The organism is Spiroplasma attinicola, assembly GCF_023509825.1.
In the GTDB taxonomy this organism is placed as follows: Bacteria; Bacillota_I; Bacilli_A; order Mycoplasmatales; family VBWQ01; genus Spiroplasma_D; species Spiroplasma_D attinicola.
Map to the genome: position 1 here is coordinate 1 of NZ_JAKQXY010000001.1, position 13,025 is coordinate 13,025.

Genomic DNA, 13,025 nt, shown 5'->3' on the forward strand with positions numbered 1-13,025 from the left:
TAGAAGAAATTACTGGAACTAGCGCAATGATAAATGATAATACAGGGCGAACAGCATTAGAAGCATTTTTAAATGCTAACAATGAACAATATCCTGAGTTAAAATCCAATGTTACAATTGGTTCATTCAATCCACCAAATTATGGTCGAGATGGTTCATTAGTAATTAATGGTACAAATAAATATACTGGAACTCTTACAATAACTATTAATGGTATAGTACCAACAGATCAAGATATAGTTGATGAAATTATAAATTCTGATATAACTTTTGATGCTGTAAAATCAGTTAATGAAACTTTAGAACATTTTATTAGTTCAGTTCTTCATGGACAAGATAATCCAAGTAATCCAGATAACGATCCACTTTGATACATTAAGGGACAACTTAAAAAATATATACGTTCTTATCCAATTTTAGAATTTGCTGATGTTAATAAATATGAATTCATTCAATTTTGTCTTAAAGATAGTAATCATACACCATTAACTGATGATTATCTTAATACTAACTCAAGAGCAGGTGAAACTATTATCTTTCAAATTAATTTCAATTATGGTGAAGTACAAAATCAATACATTGATTTTGCTCTATCGTTCAAACAAGAATAATAAATTATTACTTAAGCGGCATTTAAATCATGCCGCTATTTTTTTAATTTAATTTTAAACAAGTTATTGTCTTGCCCCCCCCCTAATGATACAATGATTAAAAAACATTTTACCTAAATTGAAAAATACTTTTTTAATAGAAAGGGTGAGTCAATGCAAAAATTATTGAAATTATTATTTACTTTATCAACCGCCACAATAATACCACTTTCAGTTACAGCTTGTAATCAGCAAAATTTAGATCATACTCTAAATATAATTCAAAATGGCAATACTAGCTATAATATTACAGACTTTCTAAAAAATGAATCAACTGAAGCAACAATTGAAACTAAAACTTTAACACAAGAACAATCTCAAGTGTTAGCAAAATCAATTGCTGAAAAAATCTTCAATAATAATATTTCTTGATTTAATGAAAATACTCCAATTAATCAACAATGTTATGACTTTAAAATTACTAATGGTGAAAATAAATCAGGTACTGATTTAACTTGAAAAGTTCAATCTGATACTCAAAGATTTCAAATTAACATTAGTTATTTAGTTGGCACTGCTAAACAAGATAAATCCTTTGAGGCAAAACAAAGAATCAAAACAGTTTTTTATATTAAAGTTGGCACTAGCGAAAGTGATAAAAAACTTAAGGAATGAATTAATAATTTTAATAACAAAAATTGAAATCAAACAAATCCAATTGAAATTAATTTATCAAGTAAAAATATCACTAAACCAGTAAATAATATTGATTGATCAAATGTTAAGCAAGAAGTAATAACTGAAACTTACCAAGCAATTAAAAAACAGCTAATCTGACCTGGCGCTTTAAATCCAAGCATTCAAATTCAAAATACTAATGACAAAATTAATAATGACTTATTGAAGTTACAACTTATCGTCAATTTAGGTCAATCAAAAGCAAATACCGAAGATTTTTATATTAAATTTGTATAATTAAATAAGAAAACAAAAGTAAAATACTAAATTTTGAGGATAACAATGAAGAAAACTGATGGCAAAAAAAAATCATCAACTAAAAAAAATGATAAAACTGCTAAAAAAGCAGCAAAATTACAAATAAAAGAAGCTAAAAAGCAAGCTAAACTAGCAAAAAAAACGAAAAAAGCACAAGAAAAGCGTGCCCGACATCGAAAAAAATCTTTATTGCTTGAAGCTTTTAATTTTAAAGATTCAGATTTTAAAAAAGAATTTTATAGTTCATTTAAAAATTTTAGTTGAAAAGAAACAAGCAAAAATTTATGATGAATTTTAATTGGTTCTTTGTTAACATCAGTTTCATTTTACTATTTCATTAATCCTGCTAAATTATATACTAACGGTCTATCTGCTTTTGCCCAATTGATTACTAAAGTAATATTCTTAAAGTATGAAACTGCTAACTCATCATATTTTGATGAAATGCGAGCTTTATATTACTACCCAATCTTTTTTGCTATGAACATTCCAATTATTATTTGAGGAATTTTTAAAGTGGGATGACGCTTTTCAATATACACAATTGTTTATATGGGACTAAATATTGGTTTATTATCTTTATTTTCGCTAACACCATATTTAAAAGATTATCAAATTTTTAGAAATCTTAATCTTGGAGATACTGATTTGAGTAAAACTTTTATCTTTGCTATTTTAGGTGGTTTAATTAATGGTGCTGGTTTAGGATTACTCTTTAAAAGTGGCGGTTCTAGTGGTGGTATGGACTTTATTAGTACTTATATTTCTATGAAAAGAAAATATTCAGTTGCTAATATTATTAAAAATACTAATATCATTATTGTTGTTATTGCCGTGTTTCTTGATGGAACTGTCCTCCATAATAGAAACTTTATTGATAATTATTTTGGCGACCAGTTTTTCTTTGCGACAATTGTTTACATTTATATTGGTTCTTTAGTAATGAATCGAGTTTATCCAAAATTCATGATGATGACTGTCTTTATTATTTCAACTGAAATTGAAGACATTCGAAAATACATTTATTCAAACAATTACCTACGAGGTGGTAATACTTGAAGTGTTAAAGGTTTATATTCAGGAAATGAATATAACATGATGATGACAACAATGTCATTACTAGAATATAACTTTTTTAAATGGAAAATTTCCAATATTGATCCAAAGTTATTCATGATTGCTATTCCAACTCGTAGTATGCAAGGTGGTAATGCCGGTAAACCACCACAAGAAAAACCAGTTGATGTTAAAAAAATCACTAGTTAATAATCAAAATAACCATTGCTCTTATTATTAATTTATGGCATAATATTATAGTATGTTTACTTTATTGGTAAATTATATAGGAGGAATTATTAATGCGTGATGGTGTAACTTTACGTTGTGATCAATGTAAAGAAGAAAATTATATTGCAGATAGAAATAAGAAAAAACAATTAGAAAAATTAGCTACTAAAAAATATTGTGCTAGATGTAATTCTCATACTTTACATAAAGAAAAAAAATAAGTCAAATTTATTTTTTTTCTTTTTTTATTATAGAATATTTATAAGAAACATTAGAAACAAGGTAAAATTATGGATAAAATAAACAAAATTAAAGAAATTTTAATTAAAAATAAACTAGATGCAATTTTATTATATAGTTTTGAAAATCGTTTTTGATATAGTAATTTTATTTCATCTTTAGGATATCTAATAGTTACTAAAAATTTTGCTAAATTATTTGTTGATGGTCGTTATATTACTGAAGCAAAAATCGATGCCGAAAATGTCATTGTTGAAAACTTTACTAATATTTACCAATCGTTAGCCAATCTTTTTGAAGATACTAATATCAAAAAAGTTGGTTTTGAAGCAGATTTTGTTACTGTTGGCCAATTGCAAGAATGAGAAGAACAATTAGCAAAAACTACTTTAGTACCATTGGATTTAAAAGAACTACGAATGATTAAAGATCAAGATGAAATTAATCGGATTAAAAAAGCTTGTGAAATTGGTGATTTAGCTTATCAAGATGTTTTAAAACATATTAAACCAGGAATGAAAGAAAAAGATATTGAAGCAATTATCTTAAATTCTTTTAACAAAAACGGAGCAACAAAACAATCATTTGATACAATTGTTGCTTCAGGAATTAGAAGTTCAATGCCACATGGTAAAGCAAGTGATAAAATTATTAATAACAATGAAATTATTACTTGTGACTTTGGATGTATTTATCAAGGTTTTTGTTCCGATATGACAAGAACTTTTGCTTTAGGACAAATTGATAAAAAATTACTTGAAATTCATCAAATTGTTAAAGATGCTCAAATGAATGGCATTAAAGCTGTTAAACCAGGAATTAATATTAGTACAATTGATAACATTTGTCGTGATTATATTAGCAAAAAAGGTTATGGTGAATACTTCACACATGGTACAGGTCATGGTTTAGGAATTGAAATTCATGAAGCACCATGAGTAACAAAAAACCAACCAACAATTTTAAAACCAGGTATGGTTATTACTGTTGAACCAGGAATTTATCTTCCTAATATTGGTGGTGTTAGAATTGAAGATGACATTTTAGTTACTGCAACTGGCTATGAAATTCTAACTAAATCACCACGAGAAGTTAATGTTTTAAAAAAATAAATTGAGGTAAATAATGATTAATGTAAATGATTTAAGATCAGGAATGACATTTTTATATGAAAAAGAAATTTTTCTAGTACTTGAAGCAAATCACAGCAAGTCAGGTCGTGGACAAGCTCATGTTAAAGCTAAAGTGAGAAATTTAAACACAGGAACAATCAAAACAATTACTTTTACAGGTGGTGATATTGTTTATCCTGCAATTATTGAAACAAGAAAAGCACAATATCTTTATCGTGATAATCAAGATTTCATCTTTATGGATGAAGAAACTTTTGATCAAATTATTATTCCTGAAAAAACTTTAGTATGAGAAAAAAACTTTTTACTTGAAGGTGAAAGTATTAAGTTAAAAGTATATGAAGAAAAAGTAATTGGTATTGAGTTAAAAGCAAGTGTTATTTTAACAGTAACTTATACTGAACCAGGTGTTAAAGGTAATAGTGCTACAAATACAACAAAACCAGCAACATTAGAAACAGGTTATACAGCACAAGTACCATTATTTATTAACAATAATGATAAAATCATTATTAATACTATTGATGGCACTTATAAATCACGTGCCTAAAACTAAAGGATTAAAATATGGAAAAAACTAAACAAAATGTGTCACAACATCAAAAAAGAATTATCATTATCGAAATCCTTTATCAATATTTTTTAGAGCAAAATAATCAAAAAGATTTTGAAAAATTTTTAGCCACAATTGCAAGTGAAGAAAATCAAAGTCAAATTACCGTAGTAAAAGATATTATTTGATATCAATCAGATTTAATTAAAGAAATTGAAAAATATTTGAAAACTAATTGAACTTTTAATAGTTTAAAACCAACCGAAAGAGCAATTCTAATTTTAGCAGCATATGAAATTCTTTATACTAAAACTGATAAAGCAATTATTATTAATGAAGCGATTATTCTTGCTAAACAATATTGTGATAAAAATGTTTATAAATATATTAATGGTGTATTAGACAAAATTAATAAATCATAAAAATTATTAATTTTTATTATAATATTATTAAAAACCGGAGAAATTATGATTCCTGAGCGACGACTACTTAATTCATTAATAAATCTTCATACCAATAAAGAAATAAAACACGCAATTAAAAATGCAAGTAAATCAATTGATTATAAAAAGAAAAAGAAACTTTATAGTTTTACTTCTAACCTTAATGAAACTAGTGTTTTTTACCATTTTATTAGTCTCGATGGGTATTTAAATGATTATCAATTAGATGGTTATTATGCAAATATTATTGATTTTATTTTTTTTCTTGCTGGGTTTATGCCAATTTTTGAATATCAAAAATTATCTTATAAAAAATATGATGAAATTCAAAAAACTTTACAAACTCATGCTTTATTAAATTCTGATATTAATAAGTGATACCAAGAAAGTCAAATTAAAGATGCAAATAACCTTAATTCTGATTTAGATTTTTTATTAAAAAATGATAAAATTGCTCAAACAACTAAAACTAGGCTACTTGCTTTAACTCACATTAGTGGCAGATTATTTGAAACCTTAAAAAATCCTGATTATCAATTAGGCTATTATTTTATGTTATTTTATTTAATTACTTTAGAAACAAAACAAACCTTAATTCGTAAATCAGATACTAATTGAAATCTAAAGTTTTACTTTTCACCCGAAGATTTTTTCACTTATAAATTAATGATTATTGAAAAATTTAGTCAAATTTTAATGAATAATAAAGGGAAGAATTTCAACTTATATTTAAGAGTTATTAATACTTTTATTAATAAAAATTCCGATTAATTATTACTAGTTTAAATGGTAATAATTTTTTTATTAATAAGTACTTTTAAAAAGCAAAACAAAAAAACTAGTATAATAATTTAAAAGCAAATGAATATTAAGAAATGGAGTAATAACAATATGGAACAATATTTAGAATTATGTCGTTATGTTTTAAAAAATGGTCAAAAAAAACAAGATCGTACTAATACAGGAACAATTTCTTCATTTGGTTATCAAATGCGTTTTGATTTAAATCAAGGCTTTCCATTATTAACAACAAAAAAAATCCATTGACCAGCAATTATTCATGAATTATTATGATTTATTTCTGGCGATACTAACATTGAATATCTAGTAAAAAATAAAGTTTACATTTGAAGTGCTTGACCTTATAAAAAATATACAAAAATAAAGTCTTATCATCAAGAAACTTTAAAAGAATTTAATTATCGCATTAGTAATGATCATGAATTTGCTTTAAAATATGGTGATTTAGGTCCTGTTTATGGCAAACAATGAAGAAATTTTAATGGCATTGATCAATTACAAGAATTAATGACTAATTTAAAAACAAACCCCTTTTCTCGTAGACATATTTTATCAGCCTGAAATCCACAAGAAATTAATAATATGGCATTACCACCTTGTCATACTTTAATTCAATTTTATGTTAGTGAAAATAAAAAATTATCTTGTCAACTTTATCAAAGAAGTGGCGACATATTCTTAGGTGTACCATTTAATATTGCTTCTTATGCTTTGTTAACAATGATGATTGCCCAAGTTCTTGGTTATCAAGTAGGAGAATTTGTCCATACTTTAGGAGATGCTCATATTTATTTAAATCATTTAGAACAAATTAATACCCAATTAACAAGAAAACCAAAACCATTACCAAAAATTATTATTAATCCTAAAATTAAAAATCTTTTTGATTTTAAGTTTGAAGATTTTGAAATTGTTGACTATTATCCTGATGAAACAATTAAAGCACCTGTAGCAGTTTAGAGTGGTAAAAGAAATGATTTACTTACTTTGAGCAATGACTAAATCAGGAATTATTGCTAATAATGATAAAATGCCGTGAAATATTAAAAGTGAAATGCACTATTTTCAAACTTTAACAATTAATAAAACCGTATTGATGGGTTCAAAAACTTTTTTGAGTATTGGAAAACCATTAAAAAATCGTTATAATATTATTATTACTTCTGAACCAGACAAATACCAAAAATTTGCTAATCAAAATTGTATCATTAGTAATAATTTATCTGAAATTATTAAAAAATATCATAAAAATCCCAAAAATGAATTATGAGTAATTGGTGGAGCTAAAATTTACCAGCAAACTTTCAAAGATGCCGATTTTTTATATGTTTCTATTATTAAAGAACAGCAAGAAAAATTTCTGGGAAATTTAAAATTTCCGATTCTTGACTTTTCAAAATTTAAAGAAATTAAAAAAACTGATTATCCAGAATTCATTGCTTATATTTATCAACGAAAGGAATAAAGGATTTTAAGTATGAATTGATGAAAAGTATTATTAACATGACCTTATTTATTATTAATTTATTTAAAAATGGGTTCAATGACAAAGAAAGTCTTAAAAGATCCAACAATTGTTCCTGAATCAAAACGATATGTTTGATTAAAAAAGAAAACAAAATATATTCGTTGACTTTATAATGTTAAAATTGTTAGTCATGATATTGAAAATTGACCAAAACATAAAGGTTGTGTTCTAGTAGCTAATCATCAATCTAATTTTGATTTTATAATTTTATTATCATTAAATGATTACAGTCAGTTTGCTCCTTTAGGTTTCATTGCAAAAGAAGAATTAAAACAAAATCACATTGCTAGAAGATTCATTTTCTTAATTGATGTTCTATTTATTGATCGTAAAGACCCGCGAAATGCGCTTGAAGTTTTTAAAGAAGCAAAAGAATTAATTCGTAACCCTGGAAGAACAATGGTAATTTTCCCAGAAGGAACAAGAAGTCACGCTCAAACAATGCAAGAATTTAAGCCAGGTGCTTTAAAATTAGCATATCAAGCATATGTGCCAATCTTGCCCGTTTCAATTATTAACTCTTATCAAATTTTTGACAAAAAATTTAAAGGAAGAAAAACAATTCATGTTGTTTTTCATAAACCTTTAGAACCACAACAATTTATGCAAATTGCTTCAGTTAATTTAGCAAAGCAAATTCAGTCAAAAATCACGCAAGGGATTGAAAAATGAGATAATAATAAAGAAAACTAAAATCCAAGGAAAAAATATGCCAACAAAGCAGAAATCACAATCAAAAAAACATGATTTAACTACTAAAAAAAAGACAAGTAAATTAGTCCTTGCTGGTGGCTTAGGAGTAAGTTCAGCTGTCTTTTACTCGTTAGCACCTTTATTCATTTTTTTCTTTGATGATAATCCGTTAGTAATTCTTTATCCAATCTTTATTGCCACAATTCAAGAATTAATGTCTTTTATTGTTGTATCAGTTAGAAATGGTTTTGAAAAATGAAAAGCAATTCAAAAACAGGAAATTATCTGATTAAATTTTACTTTAATTGCACCTTTTTTTTATGCCCTTTTCGTTGGAATTTCATTAAGTATTGCTGATATTTTTAATAAATTAAAAAACCTCCAAGTATGAATTGTTGCTTTAGTTGGAGTTCTTGCTGGTCCATTTACAATGGCATTATTAATGATTACCTCACTATTCTTAAATGATGGAACAATTGGGAATATTATTTTAAATACTGCTCCAATTTATTGTATGATTTTAAGTCACTTTATTTTAAAACAAAAAATCAATCATGTTGGTTTAGTTTCTTTGATTATTACAACATTATTTACGTTTGGAATGCTAATAAATTATTTCTTTATTGCACCAAATATTACTTGAAAATCAATTGTTGGTGTTTGTCTTGCTTTTGTTGGCGCCTTTATTTATGCTTTTGAAAGTTTAATTAGTGATTACTTTCTCCATAGTAATAAAATAAAACTAACAAACTATGAAATTGTCAGTGTTAAATCATTTATTAGCTTCTGAGCAATGTTAATTATTGCTTTACCAATCGCAACTGTTATTGATCAACAACCATGATATAGTGGCTGAGCAATGTTTAAAACGACTTTTGATTCTTATCATTGACTAGCATTATTAATTTATGCTTCAGGGATTATTATGGGATTAGGGCGATTAATTTACTTTAGAACCATTCAATTATCATCAGGTACTTATGCTCTAGCAACACAATTAACAATGCTAATTTGAACACCAGTATTACAAATTCTTGGTAACTTATTAATTCCAAGAATTAATACTGCTGATTTACCTTGATTTTATTGATTATGGACTGCTTTAATCTTAATCGGCTTAGTTTTAATGACATTCAATGAAGAAATTAATGCTTGATTTAGCAAACGAAAGAAACCAAAAAAGTAAAAACATCATAAAAAAACTAGTTATTGAACTAGTTTTTTTATTATTCAATTGCTGTTGTTCAATTTCTTGTTCGCTTTACTGCTTCTTGTCAGCCTTTATAAAGAATTTTAGCTTTTGCTGCTTCCATAATTGGATGATATTCTTTTTCCAATTGATAAATCTTCTTAATTTCATCAAGATTTTTTCAAAAGCCAATTGCAAGACCAGCAAGATAAGCTGCACCCATTGCTGTAGTTTCAATATTTTTTGGTTTAATTAAACTTGTATTACTAATATCACTTTGAAATTGCATCACATAACTATTATTACTTGCTCCGCCATCAACTTTCATTCTAATTTTAAAGTTCTTTTTCACTAATTTTTTAATATCTTCTTTCATAACTCGAATAATATCATAAGTTTGATAAGCTAAAGATTCCAATGTTGCTTTTACAATATGTTCTCGTTTCGTTGCTCGTTCTAAACCAAAGATTGCTCCTCTGGCTGTTGAGTCTCAGTAAGGAGCACCTAAACCAACAAAAGCAGGAACAAAATAAACTCGTTGTTGATCATGTGGATCAATAATATCAGCATATCAAAGACTTTCATCAGAACGATATAACATTCGTCATGAATCTCGTAAAAATTGAATTGCTGCCCCAGCAATAAAAACTGAACCTTCAATAGCATAAACTGGTGCTTGATTTTCTAATTGATAAGCAACTGTTGTTAGTAAATTATTATCTGATAATATTGGTTTTTTACCAATATTCATCATAATAAAACAACCTGTACCATAAGTCGTTTTAATTTCACCAGGAGTTAAACATAATTGACCAAATAAAGCGGCATGTTGATCACCAATTGCTGAACAAATTGGAATACTAGTTCCATCATTTTTAAATAACATTCCAGGATAAGTTTTTCCAATCAATCCCGAACTTGGAACTACTTTTGGCAAAATAGTTTCTGGAATTTCAAATAATGTTAATAATTCTTGATCTCATGAATTAGTATTAATATTAAATAACATTGTTCTTGAAGCATTAGTAATATCAATCACATGAACAGCTTCTTCAGTATTAATTCCTGCAGTCATTTTATAAATTAATCATGAATCAATTGTTCCAAAAGCTAATTTACCTTCTTGTGCTAATTGTTTTGCTTCGGGAACATTATCTAAAATTCATTTAATTTTAGTTGCCGAAAAATAAGCATCAAGTAATAAACCAGTTTTTTTACGAATTTTTTCTTTTCAACCTTTTTTAATTAAACTTTCACAATATTGTGCTGTGCGTCGATCTTGTCAAACAATAGCATTATAAACTGGTAATCCTGTTTCACGATTTCAAACTACCGTTGTTTCTCTTTGATTAGTAATACCAATTGCCGTAATTTGATTAGAATTAATCTTACTTTTATTCAAAGCTTGAATCATTGTTGTTAGTTGACTATTTCAAATTTCAATTGGATCGTGCTCCACTCAACCTGATTGACCTTGGGGATATTGTTGCAAAATTTCAATCTTATTAAGACCTTTAATTGCGCCTTTTTTATCAATAATTAAAGTGCGACAACTTGATGTTCCTTCATCTAAAGCCATAATATATTTTTCAGTATCAGCCATATTTTATTTCTCCTAGTTTTTTAAATTCTAATTTTTTAATTAAAAAATGTTAAGTAGACGAACTAATCCACCAGCAAGGGCAGCACCAATAATTGGTCCAACGCAAGGAACTCATGAATATTGTCAATCTGAACTACCTTTACTTTTAATTGGTAAAATTGCATGAATAATTCTTGGTCCTAAATCACGAGCAGGATTAATCGCAAAACCTGTTGGTCCACCCAACCCTAAACCTATTACTGTGACACCAATTGCTAAAATAATTGCTGTTGTTACATTATTAAACCCAGTAAATGGTATACTCATCAAGTTCTTAATCACCATCGTTCCTGCGACAATTAACATTAGAACAAAAGTAGCAATAATTTCTGTGACAATATTTCAACCATAACTACGATTAACTGGTTTTGTTGAAAATGTTGCTAAAATTTTATCCTTTTCAATCGTGGTTTGATATTGTTTAAAATATGCTAAATAGACAAGTAATTGCCCTAACATTGCTCCTAAAAATTGCATTACAATGTAAAGTGGTGCATAAACAAATTTACCAGCAACAAAAGCACCATGTTTATTAGCAATTAATAAACCAATTGTTACAGCGGGATTTAAGTGTGCCCCCGAAATACCACTTAATAAAGCGGCAATACCAACGGCAAAACCTCAACCAAAGCTAACAGCAACTCAACCACCATTATTACCAAGAGTTCTTCTTAAAGCAACATTAGCGACAACGCCATTACCTAATAAAATTAACAAAAATGTTCCAACTAATTCACCAACAATGACTTGCGCTACTTCTGGCATTTATTTCACCTCATTTAATTTTTTAATCATATCTGCTACTTTTAAAGCAATTGCTGGAGCTGAACTTAACCCTGGCGATTTAATACCAGCAATATTAATAAAATTTTGATTATTATTAGCATATTCAATAACAAAATCATCAGTTTCTTGAGAAATTGGTCTGGAACCACTTTGAATTTTACTAATTCGGTTGATATTTAATTTGGGAATAATCTTTTGACCTAATGCTTGAATTTTTGGAATCAAACTTAAATCAACTAGTCGTGTGTCTTCTTTGGCAACATTATCTTCAGCTGTTGGTCCAACTAAAATGTGACCATCAGGCATTGGCGCAACAATTACACCTTTACCAACTTTTGATGGAATCAAAAAAATAACATGATTATTAATCATTTTTGCTTCAGTTTTTTCAAGAATACAATATTGTCCTCTTCTTGTTTTTAAATGGAAATTTTGAGCATCAATCATTTGTGCAACTTGATCAGCATAATGGCCAGCAGCATTAATAACTTGATTAGCAAAAAATGTTACTTCTTTATTATTTATTAATGCCTGCACACTAAATCCTTGCTCAATTTTCTTAATAGCAATAACCTGATGATTTAAAAATAACTGCGCTTTGTTTGCTTTTGCTCGTGCTCATAAACTATATGTTAACATAACTGGGTCAACAATATAAGAACTAGTACATAATAAACCTGAAGTAATCTTTGGATTAAGATTTGGTTCTAAATTTAATAATTCTTTTGGTTTCAAAATTTTTAATTCTGACTTTAATAAACCATTTTTAAGTCCACGAAGATAAAGGTTTTTGATTGCTTGATCTTCTTCTTGATTAAAAGCAAGTACTAAAGAATCAGTTTTCTTTCATTGAAAATCCAACTCTTTAAATCATTTTGTTTCATATAATTTTCTTCCTTGTAAATTTAAAAAAGCATTGACTTTTCCAGGTTCTGGATCAAAGCCACCATGAATAATTCCAGAATTACCAGCAGTAGTTTCTTCAGCAAGATTCGGATTTCTTTCCAAAACTGCTACTTTATAACCTTGATTTGCTAATTCATCACAAATTGCAATACCAATAATTCCTGCCACCAATAATTATTACATCATACTTATCCATCTATTACACCTTTTCTTTTAGAAAATTAAAAAATAATCTATT

General features: G+C 27.1%; 15 protein-coding genes. 12 read left to right on the top strand and 3 right to left on the bottom strand.

Annotated elements, in window-relative coordinates; all coding sequences use genetic code 4:
* The 12 genes from LT335_RS00005 to LT335_RS00060 form a co-directional block, all read left to right on the top strand.
* The coding region (locus LT335_RS00005) for a hypothetical protein (protein WP_249727514.1) at positions 1-611 on the top strand (611 nt) is incomplete at its 5' end.
* 153 nt (positions 612-764) lie between these two features.
* The gene (locus tag LT335_RS00010) at positions 765-1,565 is read left to right on the top strand and encodes a hypothetical protein (protein ID WP_249727515.1); all 801 of its coding nucleotides are present in this window, start codon (positions 765-767) and stop codon (positions 1,563-1,565) included.
* Positions 1,566-1,610: 45 nt separating this feature from the next.
* Positions 1,611-2,852 carry a YitT family protein gene (locus LT335_RS00015; protein WP_249727516.1) on the top strand — a complete coding sequence of 414 codons (1,242 nt, stop codon included), beginning with the start codon at positions 1,611-1,613 and terminating at the stop codon, positions 2,850-2,852.
* Positions 2,853-2,944: 92 nt separating this feature from the next.
* Positions 2,945-3,094 (top strand): 50S ribosomal protein L33, encoded by a 150-nt coding sequence (gene rpmG, locus LT335_RS00020; RefSeq protein WP_249727521.1) that lies wholly within the window; start codon positions 2,945-2,947, stop codon positions 3,092-3,094.
* A 69-nt stretch (positions 3,095-3,163) separates the two neighbouring features.
* Positions 3,164-4,225: a M24 family metallopeptidase gene (locus tag LT335_RS00025; RefSeq protein ID WP_249727523.1), complete on the top strand. Its 1,062-nt coding sequence runs from the start codon at positions 3,164-3,166 to the stop codon at positions 4,223-4,225.
* A 13-nt stretch (positions 4,226-4,238) separates the two neighbouring features.
* Complete coding sequence (gene efp / locus LT335_RS00030; RefSeq protein WP_249727524.1) at positions 4,239-4,796, top strand: elongation factor P; 558 nt, start codon at positions 4,239-4,241, stop codon at positions 4,794-4,796.
* A 17-nt stretch (positions 4,797-4,813) separates the two neighbouring features.
* Complete coding sequence (nusB, locus tag LT335_RS00035; protein WP_249727526.1) at positions 4,814-5,221, top strand: transcription antitermination factor NusB; 408 nt, start codon at positions 4,814-4,816, stop codon at positions 5,219-5,221.
* Positions 5,222-5,266: 45 nt separating this feature from the next.
* Positions 5,267-6,013: a hypothetical protein gene (locus LT335_RS00040; protein ID WP_249727528.1), complete on the top strand. Its 747-nt coding sequence runs from the start codon at positions 5,267-5,269 to the stop codon at positions 6,011-6,013.
* A 120-nt stretch (positions 6,014-6,133) separates the two neighbouring features.
* Positions 6,134-7,003, top strand: a complete 870-nt coding sequence (thyA, locus tag LT335_RS00045) for a thymidylate synthase (protein WP_249727530.1) — start codon at positions 6,134-6,136, stop codon at positions 7,001-7,003.
* Positions 7,004-7,016: 13 nt separating this feature from the next.
* Complete coding sequence (locus LT335_RS00050) at positions 7,017-7,508, top strand: dihydrofolate reductase (protein WP_249727532.1); 492 nt, start codon at positions 7,017-7,019, stop codon at positions 7,506-7,508.
* Positions 7,509-7,520: 12 nt separating this feature from the next.
* Positions 7,521-8,264, top strand: a complete 744-nt coding sequence (locus tag LT335_RS00055; protein WP_249727534.1) for a lysophospholipid acyltransferase family protein — start codon at positions 7,521-7,523, stop codon at positions 8,262-8,264.
* Positions 8,265-8,280: 16 nt separating this feature from the next.
* On the top strand, positions 8,281-9,450 hold the full coding sequence (locus LT335_RS00060) for a DMT family transporter (RefSeq protein ID WP_249727535.1): 1,170 nt from the start codon (positions 8,281-8,283) through the stop codon (positions 9,448-9,450).
* 40 nt (positions 9,451-9,490) lie between these two features.
* Here LT335_RS00060 and glpK read toward each other — a convergent pair whose 3' ends face one another.
* Genes glpK through glpO form a run of 3 tightly spaced genes read right to left on the bottom strand, consistent with a single transcriptional unit; the run spans position 9,491 to position 12,955 of the window.
* Positions 9,491-11,056 carry a glycerol kinase GlpK gene (gene glpK / locus LT335_RS00065; protein ID WP_249727537.1) on the bottom strand — a complete coding sequence of 522 codons (1,566 nt, stop codon included), beginning with the start codon at positions 11,054-11,056 and terminating at the stop codon, positions 9,491-9,493.
* Between the two features lie 39 nt (positions 11,057-11,095).
* Positions 11,096-11,860 carry an MIP/aquaporin family protein gene (locus LT335_RS00070; protein WP_249727538.1) on the bottom strand — a complete coding sequence of 255 codons (765 nt, stop codon included), beginning with the start codon at positions 11,858-11,860 and terminating at the stop codon, positions 11,096-11,098.
* The gene (glpO, locus tag LT335_RS00075) at positions 11,861-12,955 is read right to left on the bottom strand and encodes a type 2 glycerol-3-phosphate oxidase (RefSeq protein ID WP_249727540.1); all 1,095 of its coding nucleotides are present in this window, start codon (positions 12,953-12,955) and stop codon (positions 11,861-11,863) included.
* Between the last annotated feature and the right edge of the window lie 70 nt (positions 12,956-13,025).